The 19713-nt window shown below is 33.2% G+C and carries 17 protein-coding genes and 1 tRNA gene; 5 read left to right on the top strand and 13 right to left on the bottom strand.

What is annotated here, in order from left to right:
- Positions 1-26 precede the first annotated feature (26 nt).
- Both ybeY and Q0783_RS04590 read right to left on the bottom strand, forming a co-directional pair.
- Positions 27-437 (bottom strand): rRNA maturation RNase YbeY, encoded by a 411-nt coding sequence (gene ybeY, locus Q0783_RS04585; RefSeq protein WP_298893635.1) that lies wholly within the window; start codon positions 435-437, stop codon positions 27-29.
- A complete protein-coding gene (locus Q0783_RS04590; RefSeq protein WP_298893637.1) occupies positions 430-3921 on the bottom strand; it encodes a DUF4175 family protein in 3492 nt (1163 codons plus the stop codon). The genes ybeY and Q0783_RS04590 overlap by 8 nt, the downstream gene beginning before the upstream one ends.
- Before the next feature lie 121 nt (positions 3922-4042).
- Here Q0783_RS04590 and Q0783_RS04595 point away from each other — a divergent pair, with 121 nt between their 5' ends.
- Entirely contained in the window at positions 4043-5083 is a 1041-nt protein-coding gene (locus Q0783_RS04595) for an alkane 1-monooxygenase (RefSeq protein WP_298893639.1), read from the top strand.
- A 320-nt stretch (positions 5084-5403) separates the two neighbouring features.
- Positions 5404-6915, top strand: a complete 1512-nt coding sequence (gene gltX, locus Q0783_RS04600) for a glutamate--tRNA ligase (RefSeq protein ID WP_298893641.1) — start codon at positions 5404-5406, stop codon at positions 6913-6915.
- A 38-nt stretch (positions 6916-6953) separates the two neighbouring features.
- Here the strand turns inward: gltX and Q0783_RS04605 are convergent, their stop codons facing one another.
- Positions 6954-7637, bottom strand: a complete 684-nt coding sequence (locus Q0783_RS04605) for an outer membrane beta-barrel protein (RefSeq protein ID WP_298893643.1) — start codon at positions 7635-7637, stop codon at positions 6954-6956.
- Between the two features lie 76 nt (positions 7638-7713).
- Between Q0783_RS04605 and Q0783_RS04610 the strand changes: the two genes are divergently transcribed.
- Positions 7714-8640: an SPFH domain-containing protein gene (locus Q0783_RS04610; protein ID WP_298893645.1), complete on the top strand. Its 927-nt coding sequence runs from the start codon at positions 7714-7716 to the stop codon at positions 8638-8640.
- A 61-nt stretch (positions 8641-8701) separates the two neighbouring features.
- Here Q0783_RS04610 and Q0783_RS04615 read toward each other — a convergent pair whose 3' ends face one another.
- From Q0783_RS04615 to Q0783_RS04630, 4 genes are all read right to left on the bottom strand, one after another.
- Entirely contained in the window at positions 8702-9202 is a 501-nt protein-coding gene (locus tag Q0783_RS04615; protein ID WP_298893647.1) for a hypothetical protein, read from the bottom strand.
- 59 nt (positions 9203-9261) lie between these two features.
- Positions 9262-10419: a GNAT family N-acetyltransferase gene (locus tag Q0783_RS04620; RefSeq protein WP_298893649.1), complete on the bottom strand. Its 1158-nt coding sequence runs from the start codon at positions 10417-10419 to the stop codon at positions 9262-9264.
- Positions 10420-10486: 67 nt separating this feature from the next.
- The gene (locus tag Q0783_RS04625; protein WP_298755514.1) at positions 10487-10978 is read right to left on the bottom strand and encodes a DUF1761 domain-containing protein; all 492 of its coding nucleotides are present in this window, start codon (positions 10976-10978) and stop codon (positions 10487-10489) included.
- An 88-nt stretch (positions 10979-11066) separates the two neighbouring features.
- Positions 11067-13070, bottom strand: a complete 2004-nt coding sequence (locus Q0783_RS04630; RefSeq protein WP_298893651.1) for a glutamine--tRNA ligase/YqeY domain fusion protein — start codon at positions 13068-13070, stop codon at positions 11067-11069.
- Positions 13071-13181: 111 nt separating this feature from the next.
- Between Q0783_RS04630 and folB the strand changes: the two genes are divergently transcribed.
- Positions 13182-13544 (top strand): dihydroneopterin aldolase, encoded by a 363-nt coding sequence (gene folB, locus Q0783_RS04635; RefSeq protein WP_298893653.1) that lies wholly within the window; start codon positions 13182-13184, stop codon positions 13542-13544.
- Positions 13545-13612: 68 nt separating this feature from the next.
- Positions 13613-13683, top strand: a tRNA-Cys gene (locus Q0783_RS04640).
- Between the two features lie 39 nt (positions 13684-13722).
- On the opposite strand, the gene Q0783_RS04645 is transcribed toward Q0783_RS04640, so the two are convergent.
- The 6 genes from Q0783_RS04645 to rnr form a co-directional block, all read right to left on the bottom strand.
- A complete protein-coding gene (locus Q0783_RS04645) occupies positions 13723-14592 on the bottom strand; it encodes a hypothetical protein (protein WP_298893655.1) in 870 nt (289 codons plus the stop codon).
- Between the two features lie 14 nt (positions 14593-14606).
- Positions 14607-15053 carry a hypothetical protein gene (locus Q0783_RS04650; RefSeq protein ID WP_298893657.1) on the bottom strand — a complete coding sequence of 149 codons (447 nt, stop codon included), beginning with the start codon at positions 15051-15053 and terminating at the stop codon, positions 14607-14609.
- Positions 15054-15148: 95 nt separating this feature from the next.
- Positions 15149-15835: a LysE family transporter gene (locus tag Q0783_RS04655; protein WP_230934622.1), complete on the bottom strand. Its 687-nt coding sequence runs from the start codon at positions 15833-15835 to the stop codon at positions 15149-15151.
- A 65-nt stretch (positions 15836-15900) separates the two neighbouring features.
- Complete coding sequence (locus Q0783_RS04660; RefSeq protein WP_298893659.1) at positions 15901-16575, bottom strand: head GIN domain-containing protein; 675 nt, start codon at positions 16573-16575, stop codon at positions 15901-15903.
- A gap of 83 nt (positions 16576-16658) precedes the next feature.
- Positions 16659-16952 (bottom strand): heavy metal-binding domain-containing protein, encoded by a 294-nt coding sequence (locus Q0783_RS04665; RefSeq protein WP_230934624.1) that lies wholly within the window; start codon positions 16950-16952, stop codon positions 16659-16661.
- Positions 16953-17005: 53 nt separating this feature from the next.
- Entirely contained in the window at positions 17006-19192 is a 2187-nt protein-coding gene (gene rnr, locus Q0783_RS04670; RefSeq protein WP_298893661.1) for a ribonuclease R, read from the bottom strand.
- Between the last annotated feature and the right edge of the window lie 521 nt (positions 19193-19713).

The raw sequence follows: 19713 nt of genomic DNA on the forward strand, positions 1-19713 counted from the left end.
CAAATATACGCCGAATTCCTAATATACTAATGACGTGTCGTTAAGTAGTAGTTTTCCTTTGATCTCATAAGCTCGGCATCTTCATCTGTTTTATCTTGATAGCCACAATAATGAAGTATACCATGAATAACAACTCGAGATAATTCTTCGAAGAAATCCACATTAAAATCTTTGGCGTTATCGGCGACCCTCTCAACAGAAATATAAATATCTCCGTGTAGTTCTTTTCCGACAGAATAGTCAAAGCTGATAATGTCGGTGAGTGTATCATGATTAAGATATTCTACATTTAATTTATGTAGATACTCATCATCACAGAAGATATAATTAATGTCACCTTCTCTGCGATTTTCTTCTAAAATAGTTTGTGATATCCAATCTGAAATCTCTGCTTCTTCCTCTAACTTGAAATTGGTCTCGTAGTTAAAACTAATCATTAGCCTTTTTAAAATACTCTTGAACTTTCTTTTTGTAAACTTGTTGCAAAGGTAATGCTTGGCGGTTTAAAATTTCAGTAGTATTAAAATATTCTTTAGCCTTAGGTATTTGGTTAGGAATTTTATTATCGTATGTTTTATTATTTGTTTCAGATTTTCGTTTATTATCTTGGCCTTGCATAAAAGTCGCGTTCTCTAGCTTAAGTAATTGATGCTGCAATTCCATCATCTTTTGAAGCGTTTGATTGGTAAAACCTTTATTAATTAGATCCAACTCTATCTCTTCCATTTGCTTCAATAATTCGCCTCCAAAACCTTTTTTGCCTTCCTTGCCTAATTTATTCTCTAAAGCTTGACGTAATTGTTGTTGTCTTTGGTAGATTTCATAAAGTTCACCATTAGTGTCTTCACTATTTCCTTCGCCTTCACCTTGACCCTCACCTTCGCCTTGTTTTTTCCCGTCTTTACCATCCTTCCCTTTATCTCCATCTTTTGGATTGCCATTCTCTCCATTTTGTTCTTTCTGGCCTTCACCTTCTTGACCATTTTCGCCCTCTTTGGGTTTCTTTCCTTTTTGGCCTTTTTTCATGCCTTCTTCCATTTTCTTATTAAGTTCTTCTTGACTCATAATAATATCTGGAAGCTGCTCGCCTTGTCCTTGTCCTTGACCCATTGAAGGATTCATTTGCATGTTCATGTTATCTAAAACATCGCTTAAAAAGCTAGCTAATTCATTAGTAGACGTAATCGTGTATTGTTGTGAAGAAATGCCTTGATATATCTGATTTTCAGACAATTGAGCCATAGACTTATCTATATTATAAAACACGCTGGTAATTTGTGCATTGACTTGCTCAGATATTGCTGGCTGTCGTAATGATAATGCAAATAGGCTATCATCAACATGCTCAAAATGTTCTCTTAAGTTGTATTGTTTTCTTAAGAATTTGCCATACTCATTATGGTTAACTTCTATGCTTTTAAATTGATTCATTAAGTTTTCTTGATCAAAAGAAAATAGCACCAAATTGTCTAGTATTTGTCGCAGCACGTCAATATCTTCTTGCATTTGTTCGCCACCACCCATCTGCATGCCTTGCGCCATTTTTTGGCTCATCTCTTTCATTTTTTGTGCCGCTTGCTTTTGCTTTTTCTTAGCCTTCTGTTGGGCATCTTGTGGTCCCTGAGGCTCTTGTGGGTCTTGCTTATCTTTAGGCTCTCCTTGTTCTTGTTTTTCCCCTTGTTGCTCTTGCTGCTCTTGGGCGTCTTTTTCCTCTTGCTTTTCTAAGGCATCAGTGGCCTCTTGCTGATCTTGTTTAATAGACTCCTCAGTTGGTTTATCTTGAGGTAAATCCATTGGTTTTTGGAGCTCATTATTTTCCTTTTCTAGATCCTCCATTTCCTTCTGGAAATCTTCAAACTTCTCGTTGAGCTTTTCTTGTTCTTCTTTGGTATTATTTTCTTTGGTTTCTTCAGATAACTTCTCTTGTTCTTCGGCAAGCTCTTCGAGTTCTTTCATTAATTTCTCGGCTTTCTTGGCTACATAAAAGCGTTTTGTGAGTTCTAAAAGTTGTTTTAGACTCTTCTCCTTATTTTTGTTTTGTTTAGCTAACTGCTCAAGTTTCTGAGTGAATTCTTCCTTGTTGATTTTATCCTTCATCTTCTCCAGCTCCTCTAAAAGTTTTTCATCCTTTTTGAGTTGTTGTTCATTCTCTTCTAGTCGCTTTTGTAAATCTTCTTTAAACTGATCTTTCTCTTTATCTTCATTTTGAAACTCTTCAATATTTTCTTTCAGTTTTTTATTGAAGTTTTGCATCAATTGCTCCTGCTCTTTTTGACGCTTGATGAAATTCTCAAACTTTTTCTTGTCATTAAAATTGAGTTCTTTCTTTTCTTTTTGTGTCTTAGACAATTCTTTAAGCTGTTTGTCTTGCTCTTTAAGTTTATCAAACGTGTTGCTTATGTCTTTTATCGTTTCATTTTGTTCTTCCAATTGCTTTTGCTCCTCTTCATCTTTAGTTAGCTTTCTATAACTAAAAACCGAGCTTTTCGAGCTCTTATATCTATGTAACGCATCATTATCAAATACTTGAAAATAGAGTTCGTAGTCTACTCCTTCTTCAAGGTTTAGTTGATTTGGAAAAGCGCTTACAAATTCATCAAAAGTAGATTTAGAAACACTCATGACTTCATACGACTTTGCTTCAGGGTTATTACTTGGGTAATACACCATTTGAAGTTTACTCAACCCATAATCATCACTTACCTGTCCAAAAAAGTACAGGGTTTGATTGTCTAGAGAATCTTTTTCCATTTTCACATTCATTTCAGGATAACTATCCTTGATGACATTAATAGAAAAAGCAAGGTTTTCATAGTCTTTTAATTGTTCGTTACTCGTACTTATGCTATAATCTGTATTACTAAAAATACGTTTTGTAGTTTCAAACTTCCCTTCGGAAATAGACTTAAATGTTGTTGTATCTTTAGAGTAAAAGACAACCTCATCTGTAGACTTAGTGTTTACCCTCCATGTAACATTAGTGCCTTCAGGAATAGTGGAACTCCCGGTGCTTTTTAAAACCTCATCTTGTTTTTTGGTATAGGCTGGGTAATCTAATACCATTTCAAAATTGACCAATGTAGGCACTTTAATAATGTCTAAATTGTAATTTTTTGATAGCACATCATTTGCTGATAAGCTAAAAGATAAAGCCTCTTTTGGTTGTGCAAATACATATTCAAACTGACCAGGTGCTTTTTGTTGCATAAAAAACGACTGTCCATTAAAATGAATTTGTGCGTTTTCTGGGATGATGTCTCCTGCAGTATTGACAACTACTTTAAAGTCTTTATTCTCTATGGCTTTTAAATCTTCATTAACCACAAAAAACTGAAATGGTGCTGGAGGCTCATACGCCGTATTATAGTTCACAACACGTTCATAGCTATCACTAAACCAGTCTATTTTACCTGTTAAGAAGGACAGAAGTAAAATAGCGACAGGAATCGCAGCATATTTTAAATATTTGGCGTTTTTCTTAAAGTTAATAGCTAGTTTGAATGGGATTGGGCTCAACTCAGCAGATTTCTGCTCAATACTAGCTTCCAATAATTCCGATTGTTGACTATTTTGGTTTAACTGAAGTACATTTAATAGTTTATCATTCACTTCTGGAAAATGGTTCCCAATAATTTGAGACGCTTCTTCATAATCGATTCCTTTTTGAAGCTTGAACAATTTCGCTAGAGGAAATGCAATAAACTTAGCAAATAGAGCTATTTCCACAGCAATAAAGACCCAAAACAAAATGGTTCTTGCCGTAGGACTTAGCCATAAAAAATATTCAATAAGTAAGGTGACAATAAGATATAAAAGTCCGATTGCAAAAAATAAAATCGCACCTTTAAGTAATTCATTCGTATAATAACGCTTGATGAATTGTTCTAATTTACCTTGTATTTGATTAAAATTACTTGCCATACTGATAATTAACTCACTAATCTACAATTTTATTTTAAACGGTAAATGCCTAAATTTGGTAAGATTCTGTTAATTTCGAGGAGTTGTGTTAAAATAGAGACCAACTTAAAACCAAATTTAAATGAAAGACCTCAAATACCTAGCTGCTTTTTCTATACCAATTGTTGCCTTAATAAGTCTTTATTTTAAAGGAACTTTAGTGTACTTAACACCTGTTTATGCTTTTGTTATTATTCCCGTTTTAGAGCTCATATTTCCAGTAGATACTTATAATTTGAATTCTGAGGAAGCTGATAGTAAATTAAAGCGCAAACTATTTGATTGGCTATTATATCTTAACCTTCCCGTGGTTTATAGTTTGGTATTCTATGGCGCCTATGTGGCATCTTTTAGTGTCATTGAAACTTATGAACTTGTTGGAGTAATCTTATCTGTAGGTATTGTGCTAGGTGTAAATGGAATAAACGTTGCTCACGAATTGGGCCACAGACAAGCCACAAATGAACGTTTTATTGGTAAAGCCTTGCTTCTACCATCTCAATACATGCATTTTTATATCGAACACAATTTTGGACATCATTTGCACGCAGCAACACCAGAAGACCCAGCAACCGCAAGATATAATCAAACGGTGTATTCATTTTGGGTAACTTCAATTTTTAGGCAATATCTAAGTGCGTGGCGAATTCAGAGAACATTATTAAAAAATAACCATCAAAAGGTTTTTTCAGTAAAAAACGATATGCTTTGGTATATCATCTTTCAAGTCTGCTATTTAGTTGTTATGTTTTATGTGTTTGGTGTTCTCGGACTATTATTTGCTTTTGCTGCTGCTGTTGTTGGGTTTTTATTGCTTGAAACGGTTAACTATATTGAACATTACGGTTTAATGCGTTTAAAAACCAAATCTGGTCGTTATGAGCGCGTCAAAGAAATGCATTCATGGAATTCTAACCATGTGATAGGGAGAATTGTGTTGTATGAACTCACAAGACATAGCGATCATCATTTTAAATCATCAAAAAAGTATCAAACCTTAGACTGTCACGATGAGAGTCCGCAAATGCCATATGGTTATCCAACATCAATGGTATTAGCAATGCTTCCGCCGTTATGGTTTAAAATAATGAACAAGCGTGTGCCAAAGGAAATGATTATCTAAGTTAGTTAAAACAGTCTTTTAGCTATGTAAATAAATGATATGGAAATGCATAGTGCTATTATAAAACCATACAAATTATTTAAATCTAAGTGTTTGTCTGTTATATATTTACCTATAAAAAACAACAAAAATATAATCGATAAAAAAAACGAGATGTATCCTACACTAGCTAAGATATATGGTATTAGTTTTTTCATTAAACAAAAATAAATAAACTAATACAATAGCTTCATTTTTTCAAAATAAAAACAAAGGCTCTACTCTATTTTCTTTGTTCTCTAATCTTATCAATCTATCTTTGCGGCTTTAAATAACAGATAATGACCAAACCCGTTCGTGTGCGTTTTGCGCCAAGCCCAACAGGACCTTTACATATTGGAGGCGTTAGAACTGCGCTTTTTAATTATTTATTTGCCAAAAAACATAATGGCACATTTGTACTTCGTATAGAAGACACCGATCAAAATCGTTATGTTGAAGGTGCCGAAAATTATATTGTTGAATCTTTAAATTGGTGTGGAATTCCTTTTGACGAAGGTGTTGGGAAAAACGAAAAATTTGGACCATACAGACAAAGCGAACGTAAACATTTGTACAAGCAATATGCAGATGAATTGATTGCAAAAGGCCATGCTTATTATGCATTTGATACTGCTGAAAAATTGGATTTTCACAGAAAAGACCATGAAGCTAAAGGCAAAACCTTTATTTATAATTGGCACAACCGATTAAAACTGAATAATTCTTTATCGCTTTCTGAAGATGAAGTCCAAACAAAATTAGATGCAGATGAGGATTATGTGATTCGATTTAAATCTCCTCAAGATGAAACCTTGCATTTAAAAGATAGTATTCGTGGTGATATTAAAATTGACACCAATGTTTTAGATGATAAGGTTTTATTTAAAAGTGATGGCATGCCTACATACCATTTGGCCAACATTGTAGATGATCACCTTATGGAAATCTCACACGTGATTCGTGGCGAAGAATGGTTGCCGTCATTAGCATTACACTTTCAATTGTATGCAGCTTTTGGTTGGGAAGCGCCTCAGTTTGCACATTTGCCATTGATCTTGAAACCAACCGGAAAAGGGAAACTAAGTAAACGTGATGGCGATAAATTAGGGTTTCCTGTATTTCCATTAGAGTGGAGAGATCCTAAAACTGATGATCTCTCAAGAGGTTATAAAGAAGATGGTTATTTTGCCGAAGCTATGGTGAACTTCCTTGCGTTTTTAGGCTGGAATCCAGGTACAGAACAAGAAATATTTTCTTTAGACGAATTAATCAATGCATTTGAATTAGAACGTGTTAATAAAGCTGGAGCACGATTTGATCCTGATAAAATAAAGTGGTTTAACCATCATTATATGCAAGATCAAGACAATCATGATTTGGCTTTGGCATTTCAGAAATCGAAATCAGAATTATCTCAGATAGATACCCAATATATTGAAATGGTTATCGCTTTAGTAAAAGAACGTGCTACGTTTGTAAGTGATTTTTGGGATCTAAGTCACTTCTTTTTTGTAGCGCCTTCGGTATACGACGAAAAAGCATCTAAGAAAGCTATAAAAGAAGGAACAACAACTATTCTTAACACGGTAAAAGAATTAGTTGATAGTGTTGATGATTTCACAGTAGAGAACCTTCAAAATTCAATAAAAGGATGGATCACATCTAATGACATTGGTTTTGGAAAGGTAATGATGCCATTGCGTTTAGCGCTTGTTGGTGCTTTACAGGGTCCAGATGTATTTGATATTATTTACATGATCGGAAAAGCTGAAACACTGAAGCGTATTGATAGCCTGATTGCAACAACATAAGCTTTCAAACTTATTTATAGACTCCAAAAGATCTGAGCTTAAAACGTAATCATCAAAGCAAACGATAGCATACTTTGATTCCCTTCAAAGCGATCGGCATTACCGCCTACATTTAAGTTTTGGTCATTCAGTTTATTGAATATATTGGTGAATCCATAACTATAAGTCGCTCTCAACTTAAAGTTTCCTATACCAGCAGATGCACCTACAACACCATTGACATTAAACTGTGAAATTGGTGTAATATCTTCAGCTAATAAGGCATCAAAACCATTGATGACATAGTTGCTTTGACTGTCATCTTTTAGTTCCAGTTCACTATTGTACTGTAGTTGTGGCCCTAAATCTATAGTAAGGTAATCACCCAATAACTTTGCATGAAATAAAAAGGCAAGTTGTACCGCTTTAAGCTCGTACTCCACTTGTTCTTGAGTCACAGTAGCAGCAGATGGTCTTCCTGTAATTTCAAATGAGTTTTGAGAAAACTGCAAGCCATAACTTACGGTATACCATTTATGAGGAAGATCAACTGTGGCAATCATACCGCCAATAAACCCATTTCCACTTTTGGTAGCGAAATTATCAGTTTTAATATCATATTGTGTTAAACCTCCAATAACCCCTATTCCATTTCTAATATTGTAGTTCTTAGGTTGTGCCACAGATAGTGTAACAAAACCTATACAAAACGCTACTAATAAAATAAACTGCTTTTTTTGCATGTGTTTAGTGTGTGATTTGGGCAAATATAACTTAAATTAGTAATTCATTATTTTATCTAACCATTAAAAACTTCATATGGAAAATTATATTTTTATACCAATCATCTTTTTTTCAGTAATTGTAATAATTTCAGCTTTCTTTATTGTGAAACAGCAAACTGCTGCTATTATAGAGCGATTTGGTAAATATCAAAGCATAAGACATTCTGGCTTACAACTTAAAATTCCTTTAGTTGATCGTATTGCAGGAAAACTGAGTTTAAAAATTCAGCAATTAGATGTGATCATCGAGACCAAAACCTTAGATGATGTATTTGTACGTTTAAAAGTATCTGTACAATACAAAGTAATAAGAGACAAGGTTTACGATGCCTTTTATAAACTGGATTATCCTCATGACCAAATCACATCTTACGTGTTTGATGTAGTACGTGCCGAAGTGCCTAAAATGAAATTAGACGACGTTTTTGTACGTAAAGATGATATTGCTATTGCAGTAAAATCAGAGCTTAATGATGCTATGATTGAATATGGTTATGATATTATTAAAACCTTAGTAACTGATATAGATCCAGATTCGCAAGTAAAAGCGGCTATGAACAGAATTAATGCGTCTGAGCGTGAAAAAATTGCAGCACAATTTGAAGGAGATGCTGCGCGTATCTTAATTGTAGAAAAAGCGAAAGCAGAAGCAGAAAGTAAGCGCTTACAAGGACAGGGTATTGCAGATCAACGTCGTGAAATTGCACGTGGTTTAGAAGAATCTGTAGAAGTGCTAAATAAAGTTGGTATTAATTCTCAAGAGGCTTCAGCATTAATTGTTGTAACTCAACATTATGACACGTTACAGTCTATAGGTCAAGAAACTAATAGTAACTTAATCTTGTTACCTAACTCTCCACAAGCCGGAAGCCAAATGCTTAATGATATGGTGGCGAGCTTTACAGCGAGTAATCAAATTGGTGAAGCAATGAAAAATGCTAAAAAGAAAAAAGAAGAGTAATCAACTATCTTTATAAATAAAAAAGAACCTGAAGGCTATAATATGCTTTCAGGTTTTTTATTTAAATCTTCTTAGTCTTGGACGCTTTCTTTTTTTTATCAGGTTCTTTTGTCTCACTTCCTGCCCATGGAAACGTTAAAGACGTACTAGCGAATGTCGTTCCAAAATTAACATTAGCGTGATAGACTTGGCTTATAGCATCTTTAACCTGGTGATCAGTCAATTCTTTTAAAGGATGAATAAAAACAGCCCAAAGAATACCTTCGGAAACAGCATATTTTACATCTAATGCTGTATGAAAATTAGCTACTAAAGCTGCTTTAAGTAAGTCGTCATCTAACGTGTTTGCTTCTACAATAGGTGAAATGATTCGCATTCTATTGTGGTTTGTGTCTGTAAATGATGCTAATTGGACATCATTGACAAAAAATTGCCAAGCGCCATTATTACCTTGAATTGAATCACTAAGTGTGGTATATATCTCGTTTAATTTGTCGTTATTCATCTCTTGACCAAAGGAAATTAATGGCAAAAGACATAATATGAAGATTACTTTTCTCATGGTATTGCGTTTTATACTAAGTCGGAAAAAACGTCAATTACAAACACACAAGTCATTAATTATTTAAACGGATGTCGTTCATCCCACTCTCGTATGGGGTTGGCATACTTTACAACTAACTTTAAAACCGTATTTGCAATGACATTATTGGTATGCTTTAAATAAATATGCATGTTATGTGGTTTTGCGCCTACCGAGCTTTTAATTTCCATGGCTGTTCTGGCAAAAATAACTTCATTATACTCATGATTAATACCAAAAGAAGCCATGTCAAATAGCATATTAAGATACATTTGGTGTTGGTGCTGCAGTGCTTGATCATAACCTAAAAAATAAGTTTCAAGTTTCTTGTGGTTCAAAACCAATGTGTAAAAACCGACTAGACGATCCTCCAAAAAGTATCCAAACAATTTGAAATTATCGTTAAGTTGAAGCTTTAAATTATAAAAGTGATCCTTATGTAATTTAAAGGAGTTAACACCTGCGTTATCAGAGACACACTCGTATAATTCATATAATCTATCAGAAGATTGCTTAACCTTATCAAGGTTTAATTCTTTACGCGTGATAGCAGCACTTTTTTTTCGTGCTGTTTTATAGCGTCTACGATACTTCTTGTTAAACGAACTAATATAGTCTTCAGGTATTTTCCAATCATCTCGCACATTAAAAATCATATTCGGTTGCACTTGCGCTTTATATAACTTTTCGCTTTGGAAAAAAGAGGAACTATGATGAATGGGATCATCTTCAAAATAATCTTTGTAACCTATAATTCTAATTTTTTTATTGAATTTCTCTCTAATTGTTTTTGTGAGCACTTTAATTCCTTCGGAAATGGTATTTAAAAATTCATCTTGAGACAGAGCATCAGAATTAAAATACAAACCATGTTGTCCAGTATGCATTAAATTACCTACGATAAGCGCGTTTCCTTTAACAATTTTGGAGATGAGTATTTTTCCACAGCGTTTAAAAAATTGATTAGACGTCTTTCTAAACACATCATCTAAATACATTTCAACACGTTGAATAATGGCAATACCCACTAACTTTTCCGAAGAAAATACAGCTAAAAAATAACTAGAAATATTTGTTGGTGACGATGCCTCTAATGCTTTTAAAAAAGGTGTTTTTAAAAAAATATCGTTAACCAAAAGCTCATCCCAAGACTCAGGTAGATCTGCAACCGAATTGTATAGTTTAAAGTGTGTCAATGCAAAAAAAGAAAGGCCGAAAATTACAATTCTCAGCCTTTAATTATGTTAAATCTATATAAAAGTTTTAGTTCCATCCGCACAGGATTGCTCCCATTACAGCTAAAGTCACTATCCAATATCCAGAATTGATAAAAATGTATTTAGCATTTTTTCGTTCAAATAAAGCTATGGTTCCAATTATAGGCAGTGCACCAAATACTCCAAAAATAGTACCATGAAGCGCACCATGTTTGAATGTTCGGTACGCATCACCATAATCTGCCATAAACGCTTCAAAAGACGCTTTAGCTCCCTCTGGTTCTCCACCAATCATACCTAGCGCTCCCCATTGGTGATTAGTGAATTGCATTAATAATACCGCTAACATAGCAGCAAAAAGTAAGGCTAGGCCAAAAATCACAGCCATATTGCCGCTTTTCATTTTTTCTTCTGTCATCCCAGAAGCTCTCATCCAAGCATTCCCAAATACTTTTGGGTTATACCAGATGGCTCCAATAACCAATGCTGCAACTGCTGCAACAGGTATTGCTAATGGGGAAATTGGTAATGTATCCATAATATTAAAATTTTAGTTAGTCCTCTAAATGTACAAAAAAACCTCAAAGCGTATTTCTTCGAGGTTGTTAAAACTATTGTATGTGGTTCTATATCGCTTTTGCTTCCGTTACCAATAATTCGTTTTTATCTTCTAATGCTTTCGATATAAACGCTTCGATATCACCATTGCGTTCTTGTCCGTTTTTAAGCAAGACGCCAAGTGTCAACATGGTTGCAATACGCGTTCCTACTTTTTTAGCTGCAGTATTAAAAAGTGGTTGTAAATCTTCATAGCTTACGTTTTCTGCAAGTTTTAGAATTTCAGCTTTAGATTTTTCTTGTTTCGCTTCAGGTAAGTTTGTGTATTTTTTACCTAGCTGCTTAATCACTTCAATTGCTGGTCGTTGTTGTTGAGGTTGTTTTGGCTTATTTTGATTGTGTTGAGGTTTTGGTTTTTGTTTTGCCCAAGAGTCTCTAAGTCCAACTGTTTTATTAAATACTAAATGTTCTGGAGTTGCATCATTATCAACATTAAAATAACCAATACGCTGAAACTGGAAACGATCACCAATACTAGCATTGGTTAAGCTTGGTTCTACATAAGCCTCTGTAGTTTTTAAAGAGTTTGGATTAATAAACTCCATATAATCTTTGTCTTGGTGACTATCTGGTGCTTCGTCCATAAATAATCGGTCATATTCTCTAACCTCAGCTTTTATAGCATGCTTAATAGATACCCAATGTAAGGTGCCTTTTACTTTCTTTTCAGTATCTGTAGAATACGTACAATGAATTTCGGTAATGTTACCATCAGCATCCTTAATCACTCGTTCTCCTTTAATAATGTATGCGTTTTTTAATCGTACTTCACTACCTAACTTTAGTCTAAAGAACTTACTGCTAGCTTCTTCTTTAAAATCGGCTTTTTCAATATACAACTCTCTTGAAAATGGTACTTTTCTAGATCCAGCACTTACATCTTCAGGGTTATTTTCGGCTTCTAGCCATTCTTCTTTATCTTCAGGATAATTGGTAACGACTAATTTTACAGGATCCAATACAGCCATGACTCTTGGAGCCGTTTTATTTAAGTCTTCGCGAATACAAAACTCTAGAAGAGATACATCAATGACATTTTCACGTTTAGCCACACCTACGCGCTCAATGAAATGGCGAATAGAATTTGGTGTATATCCACGACGTCTCAATCCAGAAATGGTAGGCATTCTAGGATCATCCCATCCAGAAACAACTCCTTCTTCTACTAATTTGAGTAACTTTCGCTTACTCATAATTGTGTAGCTTAAGTTTAAACGCGCAAATTCTCGTTGTTTTGGAAGCATAGGTAGCTCTTTTGAAGCATAACCATATACATGCTCCTTGAACCAGTCGTAAAGCGCTCTATGGGGCTTAAATTCTAGAGAACATAATGAGTGTGATATTTGTTCGATATAATCACTTTCACCATGTGTCCAATCGTACATAGGATAAATACACCAGTCGTTGCCGGTTCTGTGGTGATGTTTTTTTAAAATACGGTACATCAATGGATCTCGCATCAACATATTAGGATGTTGCATATCTATTTTAGCTCGAAGAATATGCTCACCTTCATCAAACTCGCCATTTTTCATACGCTCAAATAAATCGAGATTCTCTTCAATGCTTCTATTGCGATAAGGCCCTTCAATACCTGGTTGAGTTGGTGTTCCTTTTTGCTCAGCAATAGCTTCACTGGACTGTGAGTCTACATAAGCTTTTCCATCTTTAATAAGTTGAATCGCCCAGTCGTAAAGTGTTTGGAAATAATCTGAAGAATAAAGTTCATTCGCCCATTCATACCCAAGCCATTTGATATCGCGCTTGATCGCATCTACATATTCCTGTTCTTCCTTTGCTGGATTAGTATCATCAAAACGAAGATTTACAGGTGCATTGTATTTTTCTCCTAAACCAAAACTAATACCAATAGCCTTAGTATGACCAATATGCAAGTAACCGTTTGGCTCTGGTGGAAAGCGAAAACGAAGTTTATCTTTTGATAATCCATTTTCTAGATCTTCTTCTATGATATGCTCTATAAAATTGAGCGATTTAGTTTCTTCAGACATGCTTTTAAAATAATAGGCAAAGTTATTAAATAATATATCAAATAAACATCTAAAATGAATTCGATGTATAATTGATATTTGCGTCTTATATTTGTTATAAAATAGAATACTTTGGGAATAATAAAAGTTGAAAACATACGCATTTTTGCTCATCATGGTTGCTTAAAAGAAGAAACTAAAATTGGAAGTGACTATCGTGTAGATCTTGTGGTTAAGGCTAATTTAAAAACCTCAGCTGTAACTGACAAGCTTAGTGATACAGTAGATTATGTATTACTTAATAAAATAGTAAAAGAAGAAATGCAGCAACCCTCCAAATTATTGGAAACTGTTGCACAGCGTATATTGGATCGTATTTTTAAAGAAGATTTATTAGTAAAAAAAGCAACTGTAAGTGTAAGTAAACTCAATCCTCCAATTGGAGGAGATGTAGAGAGCGTAACGATAAAAATGACCAAAAGACGAAAAAACTAAGGGTTTATAGTGTAAAATGGTAATTTTTTATACATTTGCCTTCCTCGTTTACGAGTAATAATAAACAAGGCATCTTGGCCGAGTGGCTAGGCAGAGGTCTGCAAAACCTTGTACAGCGGTTCGAATCCGCTAGATGCCTCTAAAACCTTCAAGTATTAACTTGGAGGTTTTTTTATTTCTATTGCTTTTCAATCTTAACATAATAATTCAAGAATCGATATAGTTGCGAATAGTTTGCACCTTTAGAATCTGATACTAACTGAAAAAAGTAGCGTTCGTTGTTGTGATCTATAATTCTTGCAACACCAATGATACGATCTACTTTATTTTTAATTTCAAAGTTTATTCTATCAATGTTATCAGAAACGGTTGAAGAATCGATATTGTTAACTGTTAACTCACTTGAAGGGTATTGGTTAATCAAACGGTTTCTAAATGTTTTCCATTGGTTGAAAAGGCTTTTAGTTTTATCTTTTTCAATTTTGTTATAAATAAAATAATACCCTCGAGATGTTGCTCTAACAGGAAGATCTGTATCGCTATCTGAAATGGATAAATGAAATCCATCAGGCAAATTAAGTTTCATACGTTGATTTAAGACAACAACTGTGTCTTCGATAAGTTTTTTGCTGAAATGAGCATTTCTATATCTATCACTTAAATAATTAAGCGTATTCACATGATGACGTCTTTGATATGCTCTTTCTTGCTGTTCTTCAAAATATTTATCGTATTGAGATTGTTGAGGAGGGTTATTATTCTTTTGATGTCTTGCTACTGATCGTATTATTTTAAAACCTAGCAACACAATAGAAATTACTACAGACGCTGTAATCCATGAAGAACTTCTATTTAGCTTCATGCGATCTCTTTCTTTCTCTTTTTTTAATAGAGCACTATCTTCAACATAATCCTTACAAAAGCCATCAAAATTAGGTTTTTTATCAGTTAATCCGCAGAGTATACCAACTTGTAAATTATTTTTCCTGTGAACACAGTTCTTGCAAAACCTTAGACGCTCCTTTAGTAAAATATCTTCATTATTCATAAAATTATGAGGTGTTAAGATCGTTTAATTACAAAATAATCAACTATAAGCATGATGCTTAATAACAAAAAACCGAATGTCAAAATTAATGAGCCATAAGGCCAGTGCTGTATTTTAAATAATGCTCCAAATATGATTAATGCTATTGTCACAATACAAAACCCATAATAGAAGAATTTTACAAAGCCATTGTTTATAAGTTGCCTACTTGTAAAATAATTGAGTCCATCTTCAATAAACCACCAAATGAAGAAGATTAATAAAATTAATTCAAGTGCATATGCTATAAAAGTAATGTGATATGTTTTTAGTACAAGGTTTACTGTCCATACAAGAACGAGTCCTAATTTTACAATATCAATACGTGTTTTCTCCGTTTTGTATAGAAACCGAATACTATATAAAAGCATTAATAGTACACTACCTATCAATAATAATTGGTTGGCATAGGGCCAGTGCATTATTTTAAATAATACACTATAAATTACAAGTATTAATACTATTCTAAGTGGGAATGTAAGTATCTTTTTAGTCGGATTTTGCACTATAACCTGATTTAATTACCTATAGGATTAACACGCTCTATTTGCTCTTTACTTTTTTCGTAAAGTTCAGGGAACAAACCTTGTGTTAATAAGAGTACTCCAAAACCTAAAATCACTAGGGCAATGATTTTTTTTGTTTTAAAAATGAGACGAGGAGTTAGTTTATTCTTTAATCGTTTAGCGAGTGCAATTTTAATTAAATCGGTTAAAAAATAAACTGTTAACATGGTGATAATAAATATAAGCACACCGTTTTCAGATTCGGTAATAGTGCTTCCAATAACAATAAATCCTAGCCAACCTAATAGCACACCAATATTTATAAAATTAAGTAAGAAGCCTTTTATAAATAGCTTTCCGTAGGCATTCTTTTGGATTTCAACGCGATGATATTCTTTGACAATTGAACGAAAAGACTTAGATGTTTTTATAAAAGAAATAAAACCATAAACCGCTAAAAGTATACCTCCAAAAATTAGGAAATTTGGGTCGTCTTTTATTTTATCAATAAGGTTATTGGTACTATAAAATGCTAATAAAATAAAGACAATATCTGCTAAAATAACACCTAAATCAAAGATTAAAGCGCTTCTAAATCCTTTGGTAGCACTAGTTTCGAGCAGTACAAAAAATACTGGACCAATTGTGAACGCAAGGATAATTCCGAAGGGAATAGCCGCTAAAATATCATCAAACATATAGGAAATAGCTTTCCTACAAAACTAATAAAAAAGACGCGTACTCAGCTAGTTTGAGCAATAGATTAGTTCATTCGTTTAATTCGACCGCCTAATGTCGTTTTTTCTTTAATATTTTGTGGATTTCCGTAGATATATACATCACCACCAGCAATAACTCTAGCATCTACTGTTTTAGAGGCATTAATATCGGCTTCTCCAGCAGCTTTTATATTTACTGAAGTGTTTTTTGTTTCGAAAGCTTTCCCTTCGTAAACACCACCAGTATTTAAAGTAATGGCTTGAGAAATAGCCTTACCACGAGTTTCAACAATACCTCCAGATACGGCTTTAATATCAACTTGGTCTACATCTAAACCTATTTTTAAATGTGCGCCTTCTTGTGCTTTTAATTCTATTTGACTTTGCTTAATAAGCTCATTAGATGTAATAAAAGCACCTTCATTACCATCAATAACATCTAGTGTTGTATAATGCACTGAAACGAAGGTACGATCACCATTAAAACTCTTATCGGTTTTCATTCTGATCTTTAATTTACCATCTTTATTGATTACAACTACATCTTCTATATCATCTCCAGTAATTTCTACTTTTGATTCGTCAGATTTAACAAGATTAACAGTAATGAGGTCATAAACTTTAACTTCATTAAAGTCACCAACAGCTCTCTCTTTAGGATTTTGAGCAATTAATAGTGAAGTAAATAAAGCTAATGTGAGGGTAAGAAAAGTTTTCATCTTGATGTGTTTTTATAATACTTACGTGTGATTGATGTATTAAAGATGATACTAAATGTTAATTGTTACAGTATTATCAAAATTTAAGCTACATGAACAGCTGTTCCAGTAACAGATACAAAGAAATACGAACCACCAACCGTTTCAATATCAACACTTATTCCAACGACGGCATTAGCATTTAATTGTTGAGCGTTGGTTTTCATTTTTTGAAAGGCTTGTTCTTTAGCTTCATTCATTAAATCTTCAATGATCGTCATATTTTTTTCTGTTTTAAAAGAAAACTTTGTTTTTAATTCTGAAGATGTTCCTGTGACAATTCCTTTATATTCAAGTATTTTAAAACCTTCAATAGAATTTGTAGTGGTTAGAATCATAATTGTATTTTTTCAATAAGTGTCTATTTATTCTGAAATGTTACATCTTAAAACTAGGCATCTTCATGCTTTCCAATAAGTGTAAAATCTAAATGTTTTTTAACTAAATCGGTGTTTTTTACTTTTACAACCACCTCATCACCTAGTTGATACATGAGCTTAGTGTTTTTACCAATTAATGCATAATGATCTTCATCAAAAACATATTGATCATCTTTCATATCACGAATACTCACCATGCCTTCACATTTATTTGATATGATTTCAACATAAATTCCCCAATCTGTTACTCCAGAAATAACACCTACAAATTCTTCATCTTTATGATCTTCCATAAAACGAATTTGCATGTATTTGATAGAATCTCGTTCGGCTTTAGTTGCTAAATTTTCCATATTACTCGAATGGTTGCATTTATCTTCATAAGCCTCTTCATTGACCGATTTTCCACCATCGAGATAATGTTGTAATAAGCGATGTGCCATCACATCAGGATATCGTCTAATTGGTGACGTAAAGTGACTGTAGTAATCAAATGCCAATCCGTAATGTCCAATATTATGTGTAGAATATTCGGCTTTACTCATGGTACGAATCGTTAAAGTATCAACTAAGTTTTGTTCCTTTTTTCCATGTACATCTTTCAATAAATTATTTAACGATGACGATACACTTTTTCGGTCTTTAAAATTAAGTTTATATCCAAATCGTCCTACTACATTTTGTAAGGCAGCTAATTTACTATCATCTGGTTCATCATGGATACGATATACAAACGTTTTCTTTTGTTTTCCAATAAATTCACCAACCTTTTTATTTGCTAGCAACATAAATTCCTCGATGAGTTTATTTGCATCCTTACTAGTTTTAAAGTAGACTCCTACAGGATTTGCATCTTCATCTAAATTAAATTTCACTTCAACTTTATCAAAAGAAATAGCACCAGTGCTCATACGTTTACGACGCATAATTTTGGCTAATTCATCTAGTTTTAAAACTGCATCTGCAACCGCTTGATCTGCTTTATAAGGTTTGCCAGTTAAAGACACTTCTTTAGGTATAGCATTTGTTTTAGTTTCTATAATTGATTGCGCTTCTTCATAAGCAAAACGTGCATCAGAATAGGTAACTGTTCTACCAAACCATTGGTCTTTAATTTCGGCTTTATCATTCATTTGAAACACTGCAGAAAAGGTATACTTTTCTTCATGTGGTCGTAATGAACAAGCACCATTAGATAGTATTTCAGGAAGCATTGGTACAACACGATCAACTAAGTATATCGAGGTTGCGCGCTCATAAGCTTCATCATCTAAAACCGTACCTTCTTGTAAATAATGCGATACATCTGCAATATGAATTCCTATTTCATATAAGCCATTATCTAAGATTTTAAAGGATAAAGCATCGTCAAAATCTTTAGCATCTTTTGGATCTATGGTAAACGTTAAATCTTGTCGCATATCACGACGCTTGGCAATCTCTTCTTTAGTAATAGATGTATCTAATTGGTTTGCATAAGCTTCAACCTCGTGAGGGAACTCATTAGGTAATCCATACTCTGCAAGGATAGAGTGAATTTCGGTACTATGTTCTCCAGGTTTACCAAGTACTTTAAGTACTCGTCCGTAAGGAGAATCGGCTTTTTCTGGCCAATCTTCTAATGAAACTAGTACTTTATCACCTTCTTCAGCTTTATTAATTTTATTGATGGGCACAAAAATATCGGTATGCATTTTATTGCCATCAGGAATTACAAAAGCATAGCTCTTATGGATTTGGATCACACCAACATATTCACTTTTTTCACGTTTAATAATATTTGTGACTTCACCTTCTATTCTACCTCGTTTTCTACGTTTGTAAGCATAAAATTCAACTTCATCACCATCTAAAGCTTTGTTCATGTTATTAGAAGCAATATAGATATCTTCATCAAAATCATCGCTAATAATATATCCAGAACCTCTGGACGCCATATCAACAATACCTATATGATATTCGGTATTAATAATCGCTTTAAACTTACCACGATCTATTTGTTCTATTTCCTGTTTTGCAGCTAGTTTAGCTAAAGTTTTTATAATTTGATTTCTACTACTGGCGTCATTAACACCAAGCTTAGCAGCAATTTGTTTATAGTTAAAGGATTGGTTTCTATCTTTTTTTAAAATACTAAGAATTGTATTTGTAAGGTTTGAAATCCCTTTATTGGATTTCCTTTTTTTCTTTTTTGTCATTATAATTTGTAATCATTTTCATTTCCTAAAAGTGTTAGGAATTCAGTCTTTAAAAAACTTAATATAGGAGGAGTGAAGATATTAAGTTTCTGCAAATCTACGGTTTAATTATTTAATCGTGTTTGTTTAGTGTTAAATTAATGAAAAAGACTTGTTATCAACATATATATACATATCATCTTTTTTCTTTTAAAAATTTAAAAATAAAATGGTGATTATTATAGGATGTTAATAGTTAGTATAACTTTTTTAGACTTTATTTTGATTAGTGACTTATACAATTCGATGAATAGTTAATTAACATGATGTTTATCTTTAATATGCTCATTTTTAATGAAATTTATAATACTATTAACAGCTGTTGATAACCAATGTTGACAACTAAAATTTAATAAGTATTTATAAAAATCATGTTGGTATCTTAAGAAATTGATGCTGATAACTTCACTAAAAAAAACGACTAACTTTTTAGGTGATTACATTTAGGTTTTTGTTTGTAATAATTCTCAGATAATCCTAAT

This window comes from uncultured Psychroserpens sp. (genome assembly GCF_947500255.1).
GTDB lineage: Bacteria > Bacteroidota > Bacteroidia > Flavobacteriales > Flavobacteriaceae > Psychroserpens.

Coding starts and splice junctions, on each gene's coding strand:
- Q0783_RS04650 (WP_298893657.1), bottom strand. CDS start 15,053: ATGCACTGGCCCTATGCCAACCAATTATTATTGATAGGTAGTGTACTA.
- Q0783_RS04630 (WP_298893651.1), bottom strand. CDS start 13,070: ATGTCTGAAGAAACTAAATCGCTCAATTTTATAGAGCATATCATAGAA.
- Q0783_RS04645 (WP_298893655.1), bottom strand. CDS start 14,592: ATGAATAATGAAGATATTTTACTAAAGGAGCGTCTAAGGTTTTGCAAG.
- gltX (WP_298893641.1), top strand. CDS start 5,404: ATGACCAAACCCGTTCGTGTGCGTTTTGCGCCAAGCCCAACAGGACCT.
- ybeY (WP_298893635.1), bottom strand. CDS start 437: ATGATTAGTTTTAACTACGAGACCAATTTCAAGTTAGAGGAAGAAGCA.
- Q0783_RS04605 (WP_298893643.1), bottom strand. CDS start 7,637: ATGCAAAAAAAGCAGTTTATTTTATTAGTAGCGTTTTGTATAGGTTTT.
- Q0783_RS04655 (WP_230934622.1), bottom strand. CDS start 15,835: ATGTTTGATGATATTTTAGCGGCTATTCCCTTCGGAATTATCCTTGCG.
- rnr (WP_298893661.1), bottom strand. CDS start 19,192: ATGACAAAAAAGAAAAAAAGGAAATCCAATAAAGGGATTTCAAACCTT.
- Q0783_RS04610 (WP_298893645.1), top strand. CDS start 7,714: ATGGAAAATTATATTTTTATACCAATCATCTTTTTTTCAGTAATTGTA.
- Q0783_RS04615 (WP_298893647.1), bottom strand. CDS start 9,202: ATGAGAAAAGTAATCTTCATATTATGTCTTTTGCCATTAATTTCCTTT.
- Q0783_RS04625 (WP_298755514.1), bottom strand. CDS start 10,978: ATGGATACATTACCAATTTCCCCATTAGCAATACCTGTTGCAGCAGTT.
- Q0783_RS04590 (WP_298893637.1), bottom strand. CDS start 3,921: ATGGCAAGTAATTTTAATCAAATACAAGGTAAATTAGAACAATTCATC.
- Q0783_RS04595 (WP_298893639.1), top strand. CDS start 4,043: ATGAAAGACCTCAAATACCTAGCTGCTTTTTCTATACCAATTGTTGCC.
- Q0783_RS04660 (WP_298893659.1), bottom strand. CDS start 16,575: ATGAAAACTTTTCTTACCCTCACATTAGCTTTATTTACTTCACTATTA.
- Q0783_RS04665 (WP_230934624.1), bottom strand. CDS start 16,952: ATGATTCTAACCACTACAAATTCTATTGAAGGTTTTAAAATACTTGAA.